We start from the raw sequence: 23,160 nt of genomic DNA, 5'->3' as shown, positions 1-23,160 counted from the left end.
GATGTGGCTACAGTTGACCTCATTACCTTACCTGCAAAATTGGCGAACAGGATTCGTTAATTTTATGCTGATTCCTTTTATCAATCTCGCCTTGCTAGTATTGATTGATTCGCAGTATACGCACACCTTCAATTGGTCGGTGGCTGTCGCTGCCATTGTAATTGCGAGCGGTGAACTGGCAATGGAAAGCATGACAGGGCTATTTGTCATGGATCGTGACTTGGGAATTGACCGTGAATTGTTGGTTCAACGGCCGTTCTCAGTCGCTTATTGGGGAGCGAAGATTGCAGCGGTGGTGCTCACCAGTTTACTTTCCGTTAGCGTGAACCTCTTGGTCTTACTGCTATTTAATCCGCCAGTTCAGTTGCTGCTGAGAGCAGTGGTAATGGTACCGGTACTGATTTTTTCGGGCTTGATACTGGGCTTCTTCTGTGGTGTTGCAGCCTGGAAAAACAACAATCCCTATTTCTACTTAAACTTGATTGGGTCACTAACGACGATTGTGTCGGGGGCACTGGTGGTCATTACAAAGTATCCCGCGTGGCTAAGACTGTTTAGTCGATTATTCCCATTTTCACAGACGATTGGATTCGTTGTTACTGGAAATTCGCCGTGGTATCTGGATTTGGAAGTTGATTTGCTATGGGGAATGGTGGGTGTCACAATCTATCTGCTGCAACTCCGAACACTATTAAAAAGGCCGGTACGTGTGTGGTAGCCGTCTTGATTGAAGCGTCTCCAGTAAGATAATAGACAGTTGGATTTCAGTTATGGGCCAGTAAAAAATGACAAAAAACAAGGTCACCATTCCGCATTCGCGGGGATGGTGACCTTGTTTCGTAGAAAATTGATTCAATTTAGTTCGTCGCCAATTGTTGTGCAGCTGGCTTAGGACGCTTAGCCACGCTAGGCCGGTAACCAATCAGGCGCATCGCGTTGAAGATAACGACCAGGATGGAGGCTTCGTGGACGAACATCCCACTGGCCATGTAGATGTAACCGTAAACCAGGCCAATCAGCAAGAAGATGACGACGCCGATGGCAATGGTGATATTTTCCTTAGTGTTGGCAGAGGTCTTCTTGGCCAGACCAACCGCATGATTCAGAGCAGTAAAGCTGGATTGCATCAGGACCACGTCAGCCGTTTCGATAGCGACGTCGGTCCCACCACCCATGGCGATACCGACACTAGCTGTAGCGAGGGAAGGACTGTCGTTGATACCATCACCAACGAAGGCAACGTTGCGGCCCATGTCTTGGAATTTCTTAACGAAGGTGACCTTGTCAGCTGGCAGTAAGTCGGCGTGCACTTCGTCGATACCCAATGATTCAGCAACGGCTTGGGCGGTCGCTTGGTTGTCCCCCGTTAACATCACGAGGTGCTTGATACCTTGGCGTTTCAAAGCGGCTAGCGCACCCGGAACCTCTGGGCGCACCGTATCGGCGACACCTAGGATAAAGGCTAAGGCGCCTTGGTAGCCGACTAAGACGGTGGATTGCCCCTCGTCTTGCATGTGGTGTAAATCGGTCAGTTGTTCGGCAGTCAACTTGATGCCGTTATCTTTCAGTAAGGCAGCGTTGCCGACGTAGAGGTCATGACCGGCCCACTTACCGACCATGCCGCGGCCTTTGATGGTTTCCGTTTCAATCGTCGTAGCGTCATCTTTGATGTGCGCGGCGAGGTTCGTGGTGATGGCTTGGGCTAACGGGTGATCAGAGGTCTTCTCAATCTGGGCAACCCCGGCTAATAACGTTTGGTCATCGGTGTAAGATTCCATGTCAGCGACGGTCATCTTACCCGTGGTCAAGGTCCCGGTCTTATCGAAGACGATGGTGTCGACTTTGGCAAGACTTTCAACCACGTCGCCACCCTTGATCAGGATGCCGTTCTTGGCGCCGTTACCGATACCAGCAACGTTAGAGACGGGTGCACCAATGACCAGGGCCCCAGGGCAACCCAGAACCAGCACGGTGATGGCCAGCTTCAGGTCACGGGAGAAGATAAAGACCAGAATGGCGATGATCAGGACGGCTGGGGTGTAGTATTGGGCAAATTTATCAATAAACTTTTCGGCAGGCGACTTGGTATCTTGGGCTTCTTCGACCAGTTCGATAATCTTGGAGAAGGTCGTTTCGTCCCCAACTTGGGTGGCTTCAATCTGTAAGGTGCCGCTTTCGACCATGGCACCGGAGAAGACGCCATCGCCATTGGCCTTGTTGACGGGCCGCGATTCACCAGTGATGGAGGCTTCGTTGACGTAACCAGTACCGTCGATGACTTTGCCGTCGACAGGAACTTGACCACCGGCCTTGACTAAGACCACGTTGCCTTCTTCCAGATCGTCCACGTCGACTTCTTCGGTCGTCCCGTCGTCACCGACGAGGAGGGCGGTCGTTGGGGCCATTTCAGTTAGGGATTGGATGGCGCCCCGCGTCTTGGCCAGTGTCTTTTGTTCGAGGTAAGACCCGAAGAGAAAGAGGAAAGTCACAATGGCAGATTCTTCAAATTCCCCGATGGCAAACGCCCCGATAACGGCGATGCCGACTAACAATTCAATACTGAAGACTTTGGCTTTAAGCGCGCTGATGGCCCGGAGGATGATGGGGGTAGCGGCGATAACGGAAGCGATGATCCAGGCCACGTCGGTCACGTAAGCGATGTGCGTGAACCAGTTGTTGAGAAAGCCGACGATGATGAGGCCGGCAGACCAGAAAGTGATGGGGTTAGTGTGTGAGTAGATATAACGTTGAAATGCCATATGAATTACGTTCCTTTCTATGCTTGTTCTTTGGCTATGAGTTCTGATGTCCTTGTTTATGTACTCATTATGCCTTGAACGATGAAACATTAACTTGATGCGAATCAAGTTGGCGAAAGAAATGCGTATTTCTTGAAGTCAAGCCGAGCAAGTGTCAAAAGGAAAGCTGGTCATCTTCGGTTGTCAGTTCGGCAATGGGGATTGAGAAGAAAACTGAACTTACGGAGGGGCCTTTTTTGCGAATCGCTCGCCAGAAAAGAGATTAGGGACTATGCTCCTTGATTGAGAGGGTAAATGTCTATAGGTTAGTAGCCGTCAGCAGACAATCCGATTTCGGAAAGGGTGGGACGTATGCGGCCGTTTAATGTTTTTGAGACTTATTCAAAATGGTTCCGTACCTTAAATGCGCTGTTTTTACCATTCGCTTTGTTAGAATTAGTAGCAGTTGGGCGCAATATGTTTACGTTGGTTGCGTCAATGATTAGTGGCATTTATTTTACATTGTGGTTTTTGTCGTTGGTTGGTGAAAGTATTTATCGGATTATAAAATATTTCGTATGGGTTAAGAAGAATAAAGGCTAGGCGCTGTAACGCGGTATTTATATTTTTCAATGAAAAAAATGAAGTCCCCGATTTGCTAATGCACGTCGCCTCTGAGGGTCAAATGGTCACTTGCGAGCTGGTGTTGCCGAGGAGGCTGGCAGGTAATCCTGGAGAAGTTGGTAATCTGGTGTCGGCATGGTAAGCCACCTCTTTTTAGACGGTTATTTTAAATAGCATAGCAAACGGATGTAAAAATCCCGTAAAGACAGCGTTAATTTTCACTGCCTTTACGGGATTTTCTAGTGGCTGGTTAACTTGTTAAACAACGTCATAACTAAATGTGATAACTCTGACTAGCCGCGTCATAAGTCAACGTGACGGACTTGGCTGGCAGGTCGACCGTAATCGTCCGGTAGACCGGCTTGAAACCGCTGTGGGTCAACGTGACGTTAACGTCACCATCTTTGACCGTGATCAAGTAACGGTTAAATTCACCATCTTCGTAGTTGAAGTCGCTACCGTTATCTTGGTAGTGGTCGTAGCTGGCGTTTTGACCGAATGCCTTGAAGGTCATGGTCGTGTCGGGCGTTTCGGCAACGTGGCTGACTTCTTGGCCCCATGGCAACAGGGTATCCTTCTTGATGAACAGCGGTAATTTATCCAGTGGTGCGTCGACCAGGATGTCTTGGTTACCAGGGTATTCGCGGTTGTTCCAGAAGTCGATCCAGTCGCCAGCCGGCAGGTAAACGGTCCGGTTGACCTTGGACTTTTGCACGATGGGGGCAACTAAGACGTTGTCGCCGACCATGAATTCGTCATCGAGGTCCCGTACCCGGGCGTCTTCTGGGTAATTCAAGACCAGTGGCCGCATGATTGGCAGGCCGTTCGTTGATTCTTGAGCGAACAGGTCATAGAGGTACGGAATGAAGCGGTAGCGTAGCTTCAGGTACTTGCGGTAAATGGACAAGGTCGGTTCACCGAAGCTCCATGGCTCCTGGTGTCGCGTGCCCATGGCCGCGTGGTTCCGTAACAGGGGACTGAAGATGGCGGCTTCGATCCACCGGGTCAGGAGTTCGGCTGAGGTATCGGAGGCAAACCCACCAATATCGGTGCCGACGAAGCTAAAACCACTCAGACCAAGGTTACACAGTTGGGGAATCATCATTTGGATGTGTGGCCACATACTGCGGTTGTCACCGGTCCAAACGGTCGAGTATTTCTGCGTGCCGGCGTAGGCTGCCCGGGTGATGACGTAGGGCCGTTTGCCTTGCTGGGCCTTCAAGCCAGCATAGGTGGCCTTAGCCATGTTGTGACCGTAGACGTTGTGCATCTTCTTGTGGGTCGACGGGGTATCTTGGTCGTGGAAGACCACATCGTCTGGAATTTCACCCTCAAACGTGGCGGGTTCGTTCATGTCGATCCAGACACCACCGACGCCCATGTCGGTCAAAAATTTGTTGTTATTGGCCCACCACTTGCGGACATCGGGCCGACCGAAGTCAGGAAAGGCAGAGTCGCCAGGCCAAACCTTGTTGATGTAGACCTTACCAGCGGGCGTTTTGACAAAGTAGTTGTTCTTAATGCCCTCGGCGTACTTGTCGTAGTCGGGATCTTGCTTAACACCGGGGTCGATGATGGGGATGACCTTGATACCTTGGCCCTTTAAGCTGCTGACAAACTTCTTAGGATCGGCATACTTGGCCTTGTCCCAGGTGAAGACTCGGTAGCCGCGCATGTAGTCGACGTCAAAGTGAATGGCATCGCACGGGAGGTCGTTTTTCTTCATGTTATCGGCGATCTCTTGGACTTCATCCTCGCTGGCACTGTAGCCCCAACGAGATTGTTGGTACCCCAACGTCCATTTCTGCGGTAATGGCGTGCGGCCGGTCAGGTAGGTGTAGTTGGTCACAACATCCTTCAACGTTTGACCGCCAATGATGTAGTAGTCAAGGTTGCCGTCAACGGCGGAGTAGAAGTAGTAGTGGTCACTTTCCTTGCCCATGTCGAAGTGACTCTTGTAGGTGTTGTCGAAGAATAAGCCATAAGGATGACCATTCTTTAAGCCCAGCATGACGGGGATGGACTTGTAAATGTTGGGTAAAATTTCCAACTGAGGAGAGGGGTTGTCCACGTTCCAGTTGTCGTACTCGAAGCCCCGTTTGTCGAGGTAGCCGGTCTTGTCACCCAAGCCGTAGAGGTGTTCATCTGGCGCCAACGTCTTGACGACTTCATAGTAGCTGGAGTTGGCCTTGACGGTGGACTTGGTGACGCTGTGGCCTTCCGCTTCGACTAAACGTTCGTGAACCTTGTCGACACCCTTGTCGAGCAGGGTCCGTTCGCCACGATAATCGGTGACCAGGGCGTTGCCATTGGCGTCGTAAACGTCGACGTGCCGGTCAGCATCGAGTTTGATGGTCAAGGCACTGGTGGTCAGTTCGTAGTGATCGCCGGCATCGGTCAATTTGAAATCAGTCGCGGTCTGTTTGTTGCCCTCGATGGCGTAGGAAGCCCCATCGTTACCCCGGTATTCGAACACGCGGACGATGGCTGGCGTCAACACGGTCAGTTGGAGATCGTGGTCGGGATAGTGAAACGTAACGGTTTGATCTTTTTGTTGATAAGTTGGTAAAGCAGTCATAACAAGGTATCTCCTTTTTCTCTTACTCTTCTCAATTATAGGACTTACAGGTTGAAGCGCACGGGGTGGTGGTTAATTGCCGCCTTACCGTGCGCCAAATTTGGACCGGAACGCGGTGGGCAGGACGGTCAAAGCCTGAGGAGCGGTCTTTGACCTCGCTTTGAGCCAGCAAAACACTGTCTCAAAGTCGCCATTTTTCAAGTAGGTCGCTTGAAAAATCCCACGGCTGGGTCCAAATTTAACGCACTCACGGCTACGTCGGCAGCTTTTAATTACGGTGGTAATATATTGCTATTTCGACGATGTTCACCTCGTCGTAATGAATAGTGTAACCGGAGGCGGACAGAGATGAAGGTAGCTGTGACGACGGTGTTAGCCGAGGTTCTGACTCGGCTTACAGCGTGGGACGTGTTTGGAGACTGTCGGGTTTTGACAGGCTTCAAACCGAACCGGAGGACCGTTTCTCAGGCCGCAGGTGGTCCCCACAGACGCCGAAATATCTGGCAGCCGCAGGTGGAAGTATTAAGCAGCAGCTTTATCGGACAGATCCTTTTGCGGCTTGTCTGATTTGATAATGCTGATGGCAACAACGGCGATCAACATGGAAATGCCGGCAACCAACATCATGCCGGGCATGGACTTGCCGACCATCCGGAAGACCAGGAAGCTGGCAACTGAGGCGATGATTTGTGGCAAGCAGATGGTTCCGTTGAAGATACCGATGTAAGACCCTTCGTTAGATCCGTCCAGAGACGACGTGAAGATGTTAAAGGGTTCCACGTGAACCGTGAAGAAGCCGATGCCGATCAGGCAGAATGGCAGGATCAAGAGGTATTGATTGTGAATGAAGAAGACCCAGATCAAGCCAACGGCGAAGCAGGCAATACCGAAACGGTACCAGAATTTCCGCTTGAGTGGATTGGTGTGTGACAAGACTAAGAAGCCATAGAGCACGGCGGCCATGGACTGGATGAAGGTTAAGATCCCGTACCAGTTACCGGCGGCCTGATAGCCAGCAGAAGCGGCATTGGCGGTGTGCCAAACGTTTTGGGCGATAGCACCAGTCGTGTAGGTCCACATGTATTGAATTCCGATCCAAGCAAACATTTGAACGACGGCAACTTCCCAGAGCGCTTTAGGCGCGTCTTTGATCAACTTCCAAAGGGGCTTCGTGTTCTTGTGTGCTTGCGGGTCAATGTGGTGATAGAGTGCGTAAGTGTCGGGGTCGTATTCCTTGACCGTGTGGATGGTGTAAGCAGAGATGCCTAACAGGATGGCGGCACCAATGTAGAAGGCCAAACGAACGGATAATGGAACGACACCCTTTTTAGCAGTGTTGGCGACACCGAAGAAGGTCAGAATGAACGGTAACAGTGTGGCAAGGACACCACCGAGGTTACTGAAGGCTTGTTGCCAAGACCAAGCTTTATCCTTTTGCTTTTCGTTGACCATGTCCCCAATGATCATTCGGAAGGGTTGCATACAGATATTGCTGGACAGGTCCATGAACAGAATGGCAACGGCACCGAAGATCAGAGCCGCCATGGACGCGTAGCCGAAGCCAAACGAGCCGGCGTTAGGCAGTAAGATCATCACTAAAGCGGCAACGGGGGCACTGAACAACAGGTAGGGCATCCGCCGACCGAAACGGTTCCAGGTTCGGTCGGAATATTTGCCGACTAAGGGTTGCACGATTAAGCCAGCCAGCGGGGGCAGAATGAAGAACAGTCCCAGGTTAGTCGGGTTAGCACCGATGGTCTGGAAGATGCGGCTCATCTGTGAGGATTGCAGGGAAAAGGCCATGTTGACCCCACAGAAGCCGAACGTGATGGCAAATAGTGTTTTTAACGGTAAATTAGGCAGGGAGTTCGCGAGTCGCTTGGTCTTAGATGGGGCAGCCGTGGTGACTTTGTGATTTCCCAGCGAGTTAGTTGCTGGTTGATTCATGGTAATGGCATCTCCTTGAGTTTTAAATAATGGCTACTTCTTTCAACACCATCATACTAGCACGTTACGTAAACGTTTACAATGCCTATTCGGAAGGAATGTAAACGTTTACTCTTTTAACTAGGAAAACGGCCGGTTTAAGGCTATAATGGGAGTATCTTAAAGTGAGGTGGGGGACGGATGAAACCAACGATTAAGGATATCGCCGCCGAATCGGGCGTGTCGATTGCCACCGTTTCACGAGTGCTGAGCCATAAAACGGGAACGTATAGTGAGAAAACACAGGCTAAAATTTTGGCCGTAGCCAAGCGGTTAGGCTATCGAAAAAATTCAACCGCCGTGGAGTTGGTCAAGAAAAAGGCAGCGATTATTGCGTTGATCATTAACGCCACGCCAACCAACTTTTCCACGCAAATTATCGACGGGATTCAACGCCGGGCCGGCGAATTGGGGCAGGGCGTGATTATTTTATACGCGGGCAACCGGAACGCCGAGTTGCAGCATCAAGCAATCGTGACGGCGCTGGAACGCGCGGTGTCAGGTATTTTACTGGCGGCGATTGAGCCGGATGCAGAGGATCTGACGCTGCTAAAGGAATCCCACGTGCCGTTCTGCTTTGTCTCGGTCTATTTGGGTACCGACAAAGTCTTAGCAGTCAGTTCAGATAATGAAAAGTTGGCGGCAACCGCAACGGACTATCTTCTGGATCACGGTCACACGCACATTGGTCTCGCCGGCGTTGACACCTACCACACGGGGAGTCAGCGAATTGCTGGCTACCGGCGGGCGTTAGCGGCACGTGATATTCAGGAAACGACGATTAAATACGGCGATTACAGTTACGAATCGGGGCGGCAGTTGTTGGCGGAATTCCTCCCACTGAAGGTCACGGCCATCATTGCGGCTAGTGACATGGTCGCGGCGGGGTTATTGAATGCGGCCCAGGAAGCGGGTATCGCAGTGCCAGAGCAGTTGTCGCTGGTCAGCATTGACGGGACCGATATTTGCCGGATCACCACGCCGGCATTGACCAGCTTGACGCAGGATTTTTATCAGATTGGTGCCCAGAGCGTCGATCGAGTGCTGGGCGAAGCGGCGGCGACGTTCGTCCCGGTCAAACTGGTGGAACGTGGAAGTGTCAAACGTGTGGGCTAACCTTGTGTTTTAGCTAAAACTAGAGAAAGGACCGCGACAAGTCTGCCGCGGTCCTTTGCTGTGTAAAGATTGTAAAGAGTAAGTACAGGTTCACTCTCTTCGAACGTTTGTTTGCTTTTGTATGTTAAACTAAGCAAACGGCAAATAAGAATCAATACCGATTCACTTGTCATCCGGTGCGCGTCGATTAAAAATCAAAACGATGGCGCTGATCAAGAAAATACCAGCCAAAATATAAAGTAAAAGCGTATACGCGGGCAGCAGATGTGTGGCCACGGTGGCCATCAACAGTGAAAAGATAAAGAGACAGCCGATGCCGATTCGGCGAAGATATGTATGCAATGAAATCACCCCTACCTCTAGTATAGGGGATGTAAAAAGGAAACGCCAGCACCTCGCAGTGTGTTGACGTTCCCTCAAAGTTAAAGATTAGTCTTCATCATCGTCATCGTCTTCTTCGTCCAGACCGTCACGGGCATCGTTGCCTAGAACGGCTTGCAGTTCACGGATGATGTGGTTGTTCGTTCCCCGCAGATTGACTAAGAAACTAGCTAAGGCTGGGCGTTCTTCCTTTTCGGCAAGCTTGATGGCCCGGTCGATAAAGAGGTTGTGGGTATCCGCGTCGCGAACCAGCTCACTGACTTGGTCTTCGGCACTGAGGTACTTCTTGTCGCCGCCTTCTTGGAGCATGTTGTAGTCGTGGAATTCCTTGGTCGTTGTGGAGACCGTTTCGCCCTCGTCTAAGAGAAGTTCACCTAAGGCGTCGAATTGGTCGCGGTAGGTAGCGATGTAGTCACTGAGTAGGTGCCGCACGCTCAAGGCTAATGGGCCTTTGACGGACCAGCGTACTTGGTGGAATTTCACAATTGAGATGTGCAGGTTAGCCAGAATGTGGTTGGTCATGGCGCCGGCCGTTGGGACGTGGTGGTCGTGCTCAGTTTGGGCTTGTTCGGCAGCGTAACGGTCTTCGATAGTCATGGTAGTTGTAGTCATTGGATGAACTTCCTTTCAGATTTTAACTGGCTTAGAGGGCTTTAACTTTAGAACTCTTAACGGTGTAGCCGAGGTCGGTGACTGTGTCGGCTAAGCTTTCAGCGGTGACAGTCGCATCATCGAATTCGGCCTTGATCTTGCTAGCGTTGAACAGGACCTTAACGTCCTTGACGCCGTCTTTTTTGCTGAGCGCACCTTCAATCTTGGTCATGCAAGATGGGCAGGTCAGATCGTCTAACTTCATGGTTACTTTACTCATAATTAAAACCTCCTCAGGTTTTCGTTTGTCTTGATTACAAGACCTAGTATACGGGGCACGGGTCGAAAAGAACTTGACTCAAATCAAGTCGGGCAAAGTTTTTTCCTTTTTATTGAAATAATTATGAGAAGTTGCCCATAAATGCCGACTTAACAACCTTTTTAGTCACCTAACCGTTTCGGATTTTTCTAGAGTATGCGACAATGAGGGGTGGAATCTAGAAGAAGTGAGGGACATGAAATGTGGAAGACCAGAAAGGAAGTCAGTTTAGCGGGGATTCTCTCGGCAACGTTGCTACTTAACGCCGCTGCCGCGTGCATGTGGCCGTTAACGACTGTTTATATGCATAATCAGCTTCACCAAACGTTGGCATTAGCCGGAGTGGCCCTGTTGGGCATGTCGCTCTGCATGATTTTAGGCAATTGGCTCGGTGGCGTGTTATTTGATAAGTGGTCACCGTTTCTCTCGGGCGTGGTGGGCACCCTGTGCTCCCTGATCCCAATGGTCTTATTGATTTTCTTCCACGGTTGGCCAATCTTTGGGATTATGCTGCTCTTTATCGGGTTAGGTGACGGGATCGTCATGACCGTGGTGAACTCATTTGCGGCGAACGTGACCCAAATTAGCAGTCGCCGGGTCTTTAACTGGCTCTACATCGGCATGAACTTAGGGGTCGTGCTGGGAACCTTGATGGTCGGCTATTTAATGGATCATGGGGTGCAACTGGTCTTCATTACGGCCAGCGTGTGCTATGCCGCTCTCTTGATCATCTTTATTGCGGACTTCCGCATGGAGATTGTGCAGGAGACCAAGCACCTTAAAAAGGGACCAGCCAAGCCAGCGCAACTAAACTTGATCTGGTTGATCGCCCTCTTGGTGTTCTGCATGTACCTCAGTTACTCACTGTGGGAAAGTGTGATCTCGGTCCACATGACTAATCTGGGCATTTCGTTTGAACATTACAGTCTGCTTTGGACGCTGAACGGGCTATTGATCGTGTTCGGCCAACCACTGGCTAATCGAATTGGGACGTACTTTAAGATGAGTTCACAGATTGCGGTGGGGTCGTTGATTTTTATTCTGTCCTTTTTGTTGTTGGTGTTCGCCAAGAGCTATGCGATGTTTGTGATCACGATGATTATCCTGACGGTGGGTGAAATGACCGGTTTCCCGGGAATCCCCGCGTGGATCGATTCACTGGCAGGCGACAATGATAAGGGGAAGTTCCAAGGAATCTATAATATGGCAATTTCCTTTGGCCGGGCAGTTGGGCCCCTATATGGTGGTCTGATCATTGAATATGGCAATTACCAGTCATTGTTCTGGTCGGTCACAGCGTTCATGCTGTTGGCATTAGCAGCAGTGATGGTGCGGAATCGCTTGAATATAGCTAAATTAAATAAGTGATAATGGGGTCGTCTTCTGGTGAAGGCGGCCTTTTTACAACAACCAGCAACCCAAAGAAAGTAGTGATATTTCCGGAGGTGACGGGTTCTAAAGTCAAATATGGACTGATTATTAAAGCTGTTATAGCCGATTTCCCTGAATCGAATGCAAGTAGTTGTGAATCAGTATAACTGGCGTAACATTCACAAGTACATAAGGGAGGTTTTCATCGTGCTAATTGATTTTACGTTGACTAATTTTCGTTCGTTCAAGGATGCCGCGACGCTATCGTTGGTGGCGACGGGTGGGACGTTACAGCGGCCGCAAAAGACGCTCACCGTAGATAACCAATTAAGCCTGTTGAAATGTGCGGCCGTTTTTGGCGCTGCGGGGGCCGGCAAGAGTACGTTGTTAGCGGGGTTGGCGATGCTCCAACGCTTAGTCGTGACGCCGACCGAACAGATTGCCGATGACCTGCCCTTCGATCCGTTTCGCTTCGATGAAGGGTCTAAGAACGGGCAGACTGATTTCGTCGTGAACTTTACCCGTGGCGACCGGCGTTACCGCTACGTGCTCAGCTATGACGCGACCCACGTGATCAATGAATCCCTGGCCCAGACGACTGGTGAGGACTATGAGGTGCTCTTTGTTCGTGAAAATGGCGAGGTGACTCAGTTTCCCGCCGATCAGGCTGTTGCGGTGGCCAACACCCGGCCCAACATGCTCCTACTGTACACGTTGCAAAACTGGAATTATGGGCCAGCCATTGCAGCTTTTCGCTGGTTTAATGAGGATTTGTTGGTGCTCGAAAAGCGCCCCAATTCTGGCTTAGTCATTGACGACTGGGTTACGAATCAGCTGATGCAGTACCTCCAGGCTGTGGATAGTGAGGTCGCAGGAATCGAACAACACCAAGTGGCCGTGCAGTTTTTGGATGGCTCGGCCTTTACCCGACCTGATCTATACCTCATCTATGAAAAATACAATGAAGAGGGCGAAGTCGTTGGAACGGATGAACTCCCGCTCCAGCAAGCCTCATTAGGGATTCAGGAACTGGTAACATTGGGGCTGACCATGATTGCCGCGCAACGGGCACCGTATCCCCAAACTGTGTTAGCCGATGAATTCGCGCTGGCCGTCCAACCCATCGTGGTCGAAGCCTTATTGGAATTATTGAACTCGGCAGCCAATCGGAGCCAACTGATCCTAGTCACGAACCAGCCCCTCCTGATTGAGGAAACGCTGAGTCCGGATCAGATCTATTTGGCCGAAAAAAACTATCGGGGTGAGAGTCAATTACTCCCGCTGACGACGGTCACAGAGATGCCATTGGCGCGCCCCATTGATGTAGCTGGCTTGCAGGTGGCGTTGAATCCCCATTTATTGCAAAATAAAAAGGCGTCGATCAGTCCATTTCGGGGCTGACGCACGCCTGTTAATAAAGCTCCAAAGTGCGGTTTCTACCAACAACAGTAGCCCTAAAAGTAGGCAACTTGGTGGGCTAGTCGCCTTACCGGTCGGCAGATATGAGCTGGAACGGTGCGAACACAACTTGAAGCCTCGAAGGGTCCGAGTCTACAAGCTTGGTTTTCTACTAAGCCAGTAAGAAAGTCACTTACTGACTAAGTAGAACGACGCGCCTGAGCTCATATCTGCCGACCTCTCGGCTTACATTGTGTTCTCAGACGACTCTGAGAATAACCATAATGGTCGTTATTAAGCGAATTCAAAAAATGCCAGGTAGCTGTCGTTGTCTTGATAAAACGCCGTCAGCGTCGGAGGAGGTCAGGGATGGAGCCGGCCGTGAAAGTGGTGTTAGCTGGTGAGCCAGCTTACAGCACGGGCGACTTTGGAGACACGTGGTTTTCGTGGCTTCAAATCGAGCGAGAAGACTGGTGTTCTGCCAGGCTGAAGCGTCCCCACAGCAGGCGGAATCCCTGGCAGCCGGAGTGCGCTCAATTTAGGCTAATTTAACGGTGTGACAGCTTACCCATACTGAGATGAGACCTGGATTTTATCTTTCAACTAGTTAATGAGTTAAAAATCCTTGATGTTGTAAAGCAGTTAAGATAGTAGCCCGGTTTTGCGGGTCACGATTCATTTCGCTAATGATGTGGTGCGTAAAGGTCTCATCGCGCTGGTGACTGCCGCGTTGATGGTAGTAATCCGTGATGAGGTGATCGTAAGCCATCAGCGTTGGATCATTGGCTGCCAATCGTTGGTAACCGTCAGTGAAGTGCATGAGTGATTGCGGCAACCGTGGTTTTTGTTCCGGTTGTTCGGCGGGGTGACCCATGGCGAGACCGAGAATGGGAAACGTCAGTGGTGGCAGGTCCAGCAGGTCGATGACGCGTTGGGCATCGTTCAGAATACTGCCCATAATGGTACTGCCGAGCCCCATGCTCTCACCGGCCGTGACCATAGCTTCTGTCGCGATAGTGGCATCGAAGATAGCGGCCAGCAGTTTATCAAGACTGTGGAGGTTAGCCTGGGTCGTGGCAGTTGCCGGTACCAACTGTTGGTTGCGGTATTGATCAGCGACCATGATAAAGTAGTGGCCAGCACGTTTCAACCAATGATGGCCAGTGATGTCACTTAAGACGGCCAGTTTTTTCGGATCGGTCACACTGATGATGCTGTATTGTTGAGAAAAGGTGCTGGTTGGCGCGTGCTGCGCAGCAGTGATAAGCGTGTCGACTTCTGTTGCCGTCAACGGTTGGTCGGTAAATTGGCGAATGCTGCGGTGCGCCATGAGGGTGGTTAATGTTGGATTCAAGCTTGGGCCACCTCCTTGGCACGGGCGACCAGGGCATCGTAGACCCGAGTCTCGTCGCGGGGAACACCGCGTAATTCATAATTGGCAACGAATGGGACGTTGAATTGCTGAGCGTAACGTTTAGCAGTTAAGCAGTATTGTTCATTGAAATTACGGTTGCCACTGCCGACTACGCCGAGTAACTGGTGGGCGTTGTCAGCGTAAGCGATGTATTCGCCCATAACGTTGGTCATCAGCTCCTTCACGCCGTTGTCGATGCCGTTGCCGCCGTCGAGGTAGGTCGGGACGAAGCAAAAGTAAGGTTGTGTCTCGTCCTCAAAGTCGCTGGCTTCGCTGATTTCCTTAGATTCGATTTCAGGAAGACTGGCATCAGCAGCGTGTTGCTTAGCGGCATAGGCGGTCAGGTGTTCAACGAAGCTCCGGGTATTGCCCTCAATTGAGATGAATAATAGTCGTAAAGGTTGCATGTTTGTTCCTCCGTTTTCACCAAATTCTTTAGTCCTAGTGTACACGGATTTGGGCAGGAATGCTCTTAAGATTTTAGGCGGGGTGATATCAGCTAGATAAGTCGGGACTTGTCAATTTTTAAACGATATGCTATTCTGTAGCTACTTTAAGAAAGAACGAGGTATTCAGCCGATGCGTAACTAATTCAATCCACAAATGTTAGTCAGCTTCATCACCGTTAAGGGGTGGAGTGGGCCTGCAATTGGGATTGATGGGTTACGCCGACTGAGTTGCCAAGCAACCAGTGGGCGCCATTTCCGAACGGAAAGCGGCCACTTTTTTGTACCTGAAAATTGGTCGGTTGGACCCACAATCCCTGCTTACAAAAGGGGGACGACTTTTTGACACAACTAACACTAACGAATTTAACGAAAACGGTCGCGGGAGTCACATTATTTACCGTTGACCATTTAACCGCCCAAACGGGTGACCGCGTTGGCATTATTGGCGCTAATGGAACTGGAAAGACCACCTTAGCACGGATTATCAGTGGTCAAGATACGGATTTTGCCGGGCAACGCAACGTGACGGCCCCGGTGACCTTGGTGCCACAGATTGCGCCAACTGCGGGCCGCTCCGGTGGTCAGAGTATGCTGGACCGGATTCGGGTCGCCTTAGCGCAACGACCAGAAATTTTAATTTTAGATGAACCCTCAGCTAACCTCGATGATGATCACCAACGTTGGTTGACGGAACAGCTGAACCATTTCAACGGCTTACTGATCATGATTTCGCATGACCGAGACCTGTTGGCCCACGTGGCGACCCAAATTTGGTCGCTGGAAGAGCACACCTACACGCAGTACAACGGAAGCTTCGCTAACTTTGAGGCTTATCGGGCACAGCGCCGGCAAAATACGTTATCACAGTACCAGCATGAGCAACGGGAGCGGCGTGAATTACAGCAAGCCGTGCAGGCCCGGCACGAAAAGGCGGCTCGCGTTCGCAAGGGTAGTAAGCGCATGAGTGCCATGGAGCGGGCCAACAGTAAATCCGTCCGGGAACAAAACGCGGGTAAAATGGAACGTGGTGCGAAGGCATTACAAGAACGTGCCAATCGCCAGACGACAACGGTGAAGCCCCATGAGACGGCCGCTTTGAAGTTGGTTGCAACGGACTTACCACCAGTGACCGGGAAATATTTGATCACGGTGGACGACTTACATTTAACTCGTGGAAAGCATGATCTGTTGCAACACGTGAAGTTGCGAATCAAGCCGGGTGAACGGGTGGCTTTAGCCGGACCGAACGGTAGTGGTAAGTCGACTTTGATCGACGCCATTTTAGCCCATGCTGCGCAGACCCGGTTGGCACCGAGTGCGCGGGTCGGTTACTTCCATCAAGACATGACGGAGTTGCCATTGGACAAGACGGTCTGGCAGGTGATTCGGACGGCCACGGCCCTGGATCAGAACCGGACACGCCAAATCATGGGAGCGTTTGGATTAACAGCTAAGTTCTACGACCGGCTGGTGGGGGACCTCAGCGGCGGTGAACAGGTCAAACTGCAATTGCTGACGATTTTGGTCAGTGCCAGCAACCTATTGATTCTAGACGAACCCACGAATTATTTGGATTTGCCGGCTTTACGGGCGTTGGAAGACTTTCTGCAGGGCTACCCGGGCACCGTGCTCTTTGTGGCCCATGACCAGACCTTCCGGCAACACGTGGCAACGCGGACGTTGACCCTTGCTGATCATCAGTTGACGGACCCGGCACGAACAGCGGTGGGGACACCAGCAACGGACTTGCCACGATTACAATTTGAGTATGATCAAGCGATGATGGCACCAGAATTGGATACGCAACGTTTAAAGGAACTTCGTGAACAGATTGCGGCTATCAAATCGTCAAAATAGAGGGTTTTGGATAGAAATTTCACAAGAAAACGTTTACTTTTAAGTTTTTCTAAATTTGTACTTACGAAAAGAATTTTTTTCTGTTAGAGTAATCCATTGTGTTTTGAAATGAAAGTGAGTGTGAAAACGAATGGATTCAGTACAAAGTAGCCAACCTGAAATGGCAAAAAAAGCACGGGTACAAGTTGCTCACCCCATGCTTGCCATGATGGGGATGCTTATCGGGGGATTTGTCGGGATGTTTTCTGAGACGTCCCTGAACATTGCGTTACCACAATTAATGGCACAATTAAACGTGTCAACGGCCACGGTTCAGTGGTTAGTCACCGGATATATGTTAATGGTGGGGATCGTTCTCCCGCTATCCAGTATTTTAACGAAATGGTTTACGACGCGGCAGGTGATCCTGTTCGCATTGATTGACTTTACGGTCGGTGCGATTATTTCGGCATCTGCACCAGGTTTCGGCATACTTCTTTTTGGTCGAATGATTCAAGGAATTGCGACCGGCTTGATTTTGCCGCTGATGTTTACGGTCGCTATGCAGATTTTCCCACCTTACAAGTTGGGGGCTGCCATGGGGATGGTTGGTTTGGTCATCATGTTCGCGCCAGCCGTGGGGCCAACGTTAGCCGGAATCGTCTTGGGAGTTGCTTCCTGGCGGTGGATTTTCTGGTTATTCGTGCCATTCTTGGTGATCGCCCTTGCGTTTGCCGTTACATCGCTAAAGAACATTGCTGAAGTGACACGGCCAAAGGTCGATTTCTTGTCCATTATCCTCTCCACGATTGGTTTTGGGAGCTTGGTGATCGGTGTGAGCATGGCGAGTGACCGGGGCTGGGGTTCCGCCGTTGTCATTGGTGCCTTGGTTGTTGGTATCTTAGTTCTGGCTTGGTATACCCACCGTCAATTGACGATGGAAAAGCCAATCTTGAACCTGCGGGCCTTTGCGATTCCGGGATTCCGGATGGGGGCCGTGCTGGTCATGATCAACTTCGGTATTATTTTGTCCGCTATGTATCTGTTACCAATGTACATCCAAAAGGGACTGTTGGTACCGGTTGCGTTGACCGGGGTCATCATGTTCCCTGGTGGTGTGATGAACGCCGTAGTTTCTGCGGTTGCTGGTCGCTTATATGACCAAGTGGGCGCACAGATGCCCGCCCGAATTGGGTTTATCATTTCGATGGTTGGGGCCTTGATGTTGGCCTTAACGTCAACCGCAACGGCTGTTTGGTACATTATTTTGGCCCACGTGATCTTGATGATTGGGGCACCACTTGCGATGTCACCTTCACAAACGCACGGGTTAAACGCGTTGACGGGCCCAATCGCTGCTGACGGTAGTGCCATTATGAATACGTTGCAACAAATCGTCGGCGCCATTGCGACGGCGATTGCTACCAGTCTGTTAGGGATTGGTCAAGCGGCGTACATTGCTAATGGTGCCAACAATGCTGCTGGCGCGTTTGTCAATGGGACTCACTATGGGTTCTACTTTACCTTTGTGTTGGCATTGGTGGGTTTCCTGTTAGCTTTACGGTTACCTAAGGCTGAAACGAAATAAATAATAGCTACGCCCGAACGATGAAGGGTGTACAAAAGACGGTATCGTCAGGTTCTCAATGAGAACTGGTGATGCCGTCTTTTTTAGACGAATCATAAGCGTTTTCAAACAGGTTATCGAGTTGGGGGCACGTTTTAATGACCAAGGAATGATGCAGGTTTCTGTGTCCCGTAGTCGTAAGTGGCATCGACCGTCATTTTCTTTGGTGTAAAGACACCAACCCGGTGACCGCGCTTTTCATAGGTTTTGAGGACGCGGTAACGGTGGCCCTTAATGGTTTGGTGACCGATCCACATTTGTGGCAGTTTTTCATAGTAGTGATGGGCAGTATTCAGCTGGTAACTTGGTTGGGCGTTTGGATGATTGAAACGTTTGACGTTAAGCTGGTGGTAACCCTTAGATTTGAAAGTAAAGACAGCAGGTTTACCCCCCACGCGTTTACCATTTTTTTCCAAATGGTAGCTGATGCTGTGGGGCTTAATCTGAACGACAGTGTAGCTCTTCTCTGATGGATGGTACTGTGTCCAAGTTCCGCGCAGTGCGGTTGGCGTTGACGTCGCTGCTTGCTTGGCCACGGCGGTTGATCCGCCGATAGTGATGAGTAGTCCGGTAAGGAACGCGAATAGTAGGTTAAGCTTAAGTTTCATAAAGTAAATCACCCCTTTAGCACAATTATACAGTTAAATAGCAACTATACAATACTGTAAAAAAAGATGCTATTACATCATTTATAACCTGATTAAATTATAAATAAAGACAGGCTTATTGCGGATGATTAGCAGTGATAACGGCTAAGCTATGTTTTAAACTGAAGATGAAGTCGTAGTCAGAGCAGATCGCTCAGCGCGAAAATGATTGGGATGGTGATCAGACAAAGAATCGTTGATAGACTCATTAGTGTAACGGCTGGACTGGTGTCACCATGAGCTTGCAAGGTAAAGAGAACGACGTTACCGGCAACCGGACAAGCAGCCATCAAAACCGTAGTGTAGAGCGGGATACCCTGAACACCGAATAGCCTTAACATGAAGAGCATGATGATCGGAAAGAGCAAATTTCGCAGAAACAGGGGCGCCCAAAGTCGATAGTCCAGAGTATGCCGATTTAGCTTGACGGCGGCTAGGCTATTCCCAATCACAATCATGGACAGTGGAGTATTGATTGAGCTGACGTAGGTGATGGTCTGATTCAACAGATTGGGGAGCTTAATGCCACTGATGAAAATGAGCAGGCCGATAGCAATGGCCACGATATTGGGATTTAAGAGTATCTGGTGCCAGTTCATGTGACGTTGATTCTTGTGCGGCGTAAAGAGGGCAATGCCGTGCGTCCAGCAAAAAATGTTGAAGCCGGCGAGCGAAGCAACAGCGAAAAAGACACCGGCGCTGCCAAAGAGCGCACTGGCAAGGGGAACGCCCATGAAACCAGCGTTGGAATACACAGCGCCAAACCGCATAATGCGCTGTAGATTGACATCGGTGACGCGTTTAAAAACCAAGTTGGTGACAATCACCATGACACCATACGTGAGCAGAATCCCTAACATTACCCAGAACAGAGCCTGGAGGCGAGTTACGGAAAAGTGCTGTTCAAAGGCATTCACGATGAGGCAGGGGGATACCACGTAGAGTAAGATGTTGGTGAGATCGGTGGCAGTTTGTCCGTGCATGAATCCCAGCTTGTTAATCAGCAGTCCAATGGCCATTAAAAGAAACATCAAGGTGATCTGGCTGGTTAATTGTCCCATATCCATTTAGGGGGCCTTCCTTCTGAAAAGATCAAGTCAAAGGTTATTATGGCGCTGCTTTCATGAACGTGTCAATGCTTGAAAATAAATGAAGACGGTCCAGCGTACGCTCACGACAAACCGTGGTCCGCCGCAACGAACAGTGATGATTACGCCAATAGTTAGAAAATTGCCCAGCTGCTCGACGGTTTTAGGGACGGGACCCAGGAAACATCACCGCCAGCAGTTGGGGTGGGGGCTTGACTTGACGATTCGAAGTGTGTGATTAACAATCAATGGCAGAATTAGTTCTGGGCAGGTTGTTGTTTGGGAGAAGTTAGTCATATAATGAACAGGGATGGTAAGGGGCCACCGATTCATAGGGGTAGGAGGACAGGTTAAATGCGCATTAACCGTTTATTTTACCGATCCGTTGATTTTTGGGCCGGGTTGGTAGCACTGATTGTGGGCTTTGGGGGATTATCGCCGATTGGGGCTGACTTTTTTTATTGGATATTTTCCGTTGCCTTACTGATGGTGGGCATCTACGAATTATTTCGCGGCTTGACCAGTAATCAGTCAACGGATGACAAGGAGCATAAAAAGCATGACGTTTAATAAATATTTTTATAAGTCCGTTGATTTTTGGAGTGGTGTGCTGATTTTGGCACTGATGGTATGGGATATCTTGCCAGTACGATTGACCAGTGTCTTTTGGTGGGTATCGCTCTTGTTGATTGCTGGTGGGATTTACTATGTGATTACGGGGCTGTTTGGCAAGAAGAACAGACCGAAGGCTTAATCAGAGAGACCCGATTTAAGATCGACCGAAAAAAACAGGCTAGGACAATCATGTCCTGGCCTGTTTTTAATGGTTCTAGTTATCTTTTTTGTCATCTTTGTCGTCAGTGTCATGAAATTCAATCTGCTTTTGCGGCGTATTGACCGTGACTTCCAACCAATTGATGAATGAATTTTCATAATCGAGAATCTTTAAGTCGAAGTTTTCCAAGTGAATGACATCGTTGACCTTCACATCAGGGTAATTATCGATGATGTAGCCGGCCATCGTCACAGTTTCGGTCGATTCAAACTCTTTGATATCAACGTTGAAGTATCGTTCGAAATCGTAAGTTGTCATTTTCCCGTTGACCTGGAACGTGCCGCTAGGTTGCTTGAAGATGTATTGATCATTCGCATCGTCGATTTCATCACGAACAGTTCCGAACAACTCTTCGTAGATATCCTTATCGGTAATGATCCCGGAAGTTCCACCGTATTCGTCGACAACGACCACGATAGGTGTTCGTTTCTTGATCATTTGTTGAAGGACTTGGGTAATTGGCGTTGTTTCTGGTGTCGTTGAGATGTCACGAATCAACTTATCCACGCGGACGTGGGAGTCGACTTGTTGCTGTCGAATGAGGTCGTAGTTATAAACGTAACCGAGGATCTTATCCTTATCATTGTCAGCAACCACAGGCAAGCGACTGAACCGTTCCTGCAGGTACACCGTCAACGCTTCTTTAACGTTAGACGTGATGTCGATGACGATCAGCTGCGTCCGGTCGATCATAATATCCTTAGCAACCTTGTCGTTTAATTCGAAGGCCCGTTGCATGTAGACCAAGTCGTTCTTTTCCAACTCGCCACCTTCCACGGCACTCCGCGAAAGGTTTAGGATTTCAGCTTGGGAGAAGACTTCGTCACTTTCATTGGCAACCTTCAAGCCCATCATTTTGACAACCCCGGAAGCGCTGGTGTTGAGTAACCAGACGAACGGGTAGAACAAGACGTGGCAGTAGTGTAACGGCGTGACGATGAGCATCAACACCTTCATTGGCATGTCGATGGAGATGTTCTTAGGCACGATTTCAGTAAAGACCACTTCTAAGTAAGTTAACAGCAGCACCCCGACGATAACACTGATTGTGTGCGCCGTGGCGGTGTTCAGGTGGGCAGGGGCGATTCCGCCAAGTAATAGGTCAACGAAGAACGTTTCCCCGATCCACCCTAAGATGATTCCAGCGAGGGAAACCCCCACTTGTGTCGTTGATAAATATTCATTTAAATTGGTGACCATTTTCATGGCCCGATTAAGCTTAGTCGATGGCTTGTCCAATGCCGCAATCTTTTCTTCCAAAGCACTTGGACGCGTCTGAACCAAAGCAAACTCGCAGGCAACAAAGAAAGCTGCAAAAAAGAAGGTAATTAAAATAATAATTAGATTCACAACTATCTGACCGCTATCCACACATCATTCCTCATTTCATATCGTTCTGTCTCTTTATTATAGCGCGTCTCACCGCCTTTTCACAGGGGGTGAATTGTAGCAAATTCTACCCTTTCTAAGTTCGCTTAGCAACCGAACAGACGAAAAAAGTCAGAGAAAGAATGGATTGCTTAACGTTTTGACCAAAAAGGACTAGACTTAATTTTAGTAACATCAAAGGAGATTTTGATTATGGCAGATACACCAAAGGAAAAAGCAGCAACACCAACCGTTGACATTCCAGCAGAAGATGTGGAAAAGGCAGCGAAGTTGATTCTGGATCCGGGGTATGTGACGAAAAAAGACCTACCAAAGATGGCAGATTTAGCCTGGGCAACCGCGCTATCTGATGCTGTAACTAAGCATTTCTTAAACGACGACGATGACCATGACCCGTACGTTTACTTCGAACAATTCGATTTTGATGGTGGGGATATCGATTCCGTTATCTTCAACATGGATATCGTTAAGACTAGAGACGCAGCTTTGCACGACCTGGCAGACGCTCTAGGTGAAAAGATTGTGAACAACGAGGTTCAACAAACAACCTACTAATTTGTTACTTGGAAATAAAGGTGAGTCAGAGATAATATCTCGGGCTCACTTTTTGTTTTCTATACGTAATTATTACAAGCACCCAGTCGATAATTAACGCCACATATGATTTAATTGAGACGATATTCTGCTAGAGCTAGGTCCCAGCGCATGATGAATCGACACGATGGCCTGGGACTAAGCATGGTTTGTGCATGAAACCGTTACCCCCAATAACG

20 protein-coding genes are annotated in these 23,160 nt (G+C 49.6%); 9 read left to right on the top strand and 11 right to left on the bottom strand.

The annotated features are described in order from the left end of the window. Position 1: 1 nt before the first annotated feature. A complete protein-coding gene (locus FAY32_RS07065; RefSeq protein ID WP_158727556.1) occupies positions 2-718 on the top strand; it encodes an antibiotic transporter permease in 717 nt (238 codons plus the stop codon). A 139-nt stretch (positions 719-857) separates the two neighbouring features. On the opposite strand, the gene FAY32_RS07060 is transcribed toward FAY32_RS07065, so the two are convergent. From FAY32_RS07060 to FAY32_RS07050, 3 genes are all read right to left on the bottom strand, one after another. Continuing rightward, a complete protein-coding gene (locus tag FAY32_RS07060; protein ID WP_143462746.1) occupies positions 858-2,759 on the bottom strand; it encodes a heavy metal translocating P-type ATPase in 1,902 nt (633 codons plus the stop codon). Positions 2,760-3,636: 877 nt separating this feature from the next. Next, complete coding sequence (locus FAY32_RS07055) at positions 3,637-5,940, bottom strand: glycoside hydrolase family 31 protein (protein WP_143462745.1); 2,304 nt, start codon at positions 5,938-5,940, stop codon at positions 3,637-3,639. Positions 5,941-6,462: 522 nt separating this feature from the next. Continuing rightward, the gene (locus FAY32_RS07050; RefSeq protein ID WP_143462744.1) at positions 6,463-7,887 is read right to left on the bottom strand and encodes an SLC45 family MFS transporter; all 1,425 of its coding nucleotides are present in this window, start codon (positions 7,885-7,887) and stop codon (positions 6,463-6,465) included. 180 nt (positions 7,888-8,067) lie between these two features. Between FAY32_RS07050 and FAY32_RS07045 the strand changes: the two genes are divergently transcribed. Beyond that, complete coding sequence (locus FAY32_RS07045; RefSeq protein ID WP_143462743.1) at positions 8,068-9,042, top strand: LacI family DNA-binding transcriptional regulator; 975 nt, start codon at positions 8,068-8,070, stop codon at positions 9,040-9,042. Positions 9,043-9,204: 162 nt separating this feature from the next. Here FAY32_RS07045 and FAY32_RS07040 read toward each other — a convergent pair whose 3' ends face one another. The 3 genes from FAY32_RS07040 to FAY32_RS07030 form a co-directional block, all read right to left on the bottom strand. Then, the gene (locus FAY32_RS07040) at positions 9,205-9,384 is read right to left on the bottom strand and encodes a hypothetical protein (RefSeq protein ID WP_143462742.1); all 180 of its coding nucleotides are present in this window, start codon (positions 9,382-9,384) and stop codon (positions 9,205-9,207) included. 87 nt (positions 9,385-9,471) lie between these two features. Continuing rightward, positions 9,472-10,035, bottom strand: a complete 564-nt coding sequence (locus tag FAY32_RS07035) for a Dps family protein (protein ID WP_143462741.1) — start codon at positions 10,033-10,035, stop codon at positions 9,472-9,474. 31 nt (positions 10,036-10,066) lie between these two features. After that, entirely contained in the window at positions 10,067-10,294 is a 228-nt protein-coding gene (locus tag FAY32_RS07030) for a heavy-metal-associated domain-containing protein (RefSeq protein WP_048733911.1), read from the bottom strand. Between the two features lie 240 nt (positions 10,295-10,534). Between FAY32_RS07030 and FAY32_RS07025 the strand changes: the two genes are divergently transcribed. Together FAY32_RS07025 and FAY32_RS07020 are read left to right on the top strand one after the other, a co-directional pair. Continuing rightward, a complete protein-coding gene (locus FAY32_RS07025; RefSeq protein ID WP_143462740.1) occupies positions 10,535-11,701 on the top strand; it encodes an MDR family MFS transporter in 1,167 nt (388 codons plus the stop codon). 210 nt (positions 11,702-11,911) lie between these two features. Continuing rightward, on the top strand, positions 11,912-13,105 hold the full coding sequence (locus tag FAY32_RS07020) for an AAA family ATPase (protein WP_158727555.1): 1,194 nt from the start codon (positions 11,912-11,914) through the stop codon (positions 13,103-13,105). A 604-nt stretch (positions 13,106-13,709) separates the two neighbouring features. Here FAY32_RS07020 and FAY32_RS07015 read toward each other — a convergent pair. Beyond that, positions 13,710-14,456 (bottom strand): NADPH-dependent oxidoreductase, encoded by a 747-nt coding sequence (locus tag FAY32_RS07015; RefSeq protein WP_143462738.1) that lies wholly within the window; start codon positions 14,454-14,456, stop codon positions 13,710-13,712. Then, on the bottom strand, positions 14,453-14,923 hold the full coding sequence (gene nrdI, locus FAY32_RS07010; RefSeq protein WP_143462737.1) for a class Ib ribonucleoside-diphosphate reductase assembly flavoprotein NrdI: 471 nt from the start codon (positions 14,921-14,923) through the stop codon (positions 14,453-14,455). Before nrdI ends, FAY32_RS07015 begins: the two co-directional genes overlap by 4 nt. Positions 14,924-15,304: 381 nt before the next feature. On the opposite strand from nrdI, the gene FAY32_RS07005 reads away from it, so the two are divergent. Then, positions 15,305-16,822, top strand: a complete 1,518-nt coding sequence (locus FAY32_RS07005; protein ID WP_143462736.1) for an ABC-F family ATP-binding cassette domain-containing protein — start codon at positions 15,305-15,307, stop codon at positions 16,820-16,822. A 130-nt stretch (positions 16,823-16,952) separates the two neighbouring features. Beyond that, positions 16,953-18,389 (top strand): DHA2 family efflux MFS transporter permease subunit, encoded by a 1,437-nt coding sequence (locus tag FAY32_RS07000; protein ID WP_143462735.1) that lies wholly within the window; start codon positions 16,953-16,955, stop codon positions 18,387-18,389. Positions 18,390-18,523: 134 nt separating this feature from the next. Here FAY32_RS07000 and FAY32_RS06995 read toward each other — a convergent pair whose 3' ends face one another. Both FAY32_RS06995 and FAY32_RS06990 read right to left on the bottom strand, forming a co-directional pair. Next, positions 18,524-19,036: a hypothetical protein gene (locus FAY32_RS06995; protein ID WP_143462734.1), complete on the bottom strand. Its 513-nt coding sequence runs from the start codon at positions 19,034-19,036 to the stop codon at positions 18,524-18,526. Positions 19,037-19,215: 179 nt separating this feature from the next. After that, a complete protein-coding gene (locus FAY32_RS06990) occupies positions 19,216-20,142 on the bottom strand; it encodes an AEC family transporter (protein ID WP_143462733.1) in 927 nt (308 codons plus the stop codon). Positions 20,143-20,517: 375 nt separating this feature from the next. Between FAY32_RS06990 and FAY32_RS06985 the strand changes: the two genes are divergently transcribed. Continuing rightward, positions 20,518-20,733, top strand: a complete 216-nt coding sequence (locus FAY32_RS06985) for a hypothetical protein (protein WP_143462732.1) — start codon at positions 20,518-20,520, stop codon at positions 20,731-20,733. Beyond that, the gene (locus FAY32_RS06980; protein ID WP_143462731.1) at positions 20,723-20,917 is read left to right on the top strand and encodes a hypothetical protein; all 195 of its coding nucleotides are present in this window, start codon (positions 20,723-20,725) and stop codon (positions 20,915-20,917) included. The genes FAY32_RS06985 and FAY32_RS06980 overlap by 11 nt, the downstream gene beginning before the upstream one ends. 75 nt (positions 20,918-20,992) lie before the next feature. Here FAY32_RS06980 and FAY32_RS06975 read toward each other — a convergent pair whose 3' ends face one another. Further along, on the bottom strand, positions 20,993-22,369 hold the full coding sequence (locus FAY32_RS06975) for a hemolysin family protein (protein WP_143462730.1): 1,377 nt from the start codon (positions 22,367-22,369) through the stop codon (positions 20,993-20,995). 210 nt (positions 22,370-22,579) lie between these two features. Between FAY32_RS06975 and FAY32_RS06970 the strand changes: the two genes are divergently transcribed. After that, positions 22,580-22,942: a hypothetical protein gene (locus tag FAY32_RS06970; protein ID WP_143462729.1), complete on the top strand. Its 363-nt coding sequence runs from the start codon at positions 22,580-22,582 to the stop codon at positions 22,940-22,942. The last annotated feature ends 218 nt before the right edge of the window (positions 22,943-23,160 follow it).

Origin of the sequence: Levilactobacillus enshiensis, assembly GCF_007115095.1 — a bacterium.
Taxonomy (GTDB): Bacteria; Bacillota; Bacilli; order Lactobacillales; family Lactobacillaceae; genus Levilactobacillus; species Levilactobacillus enshiensis.
The sequence above is the reverse complement of the archived record's forward strand: the minus strand, read 5'-3'. Positions and strand labels throughout refer to the sequence as shown.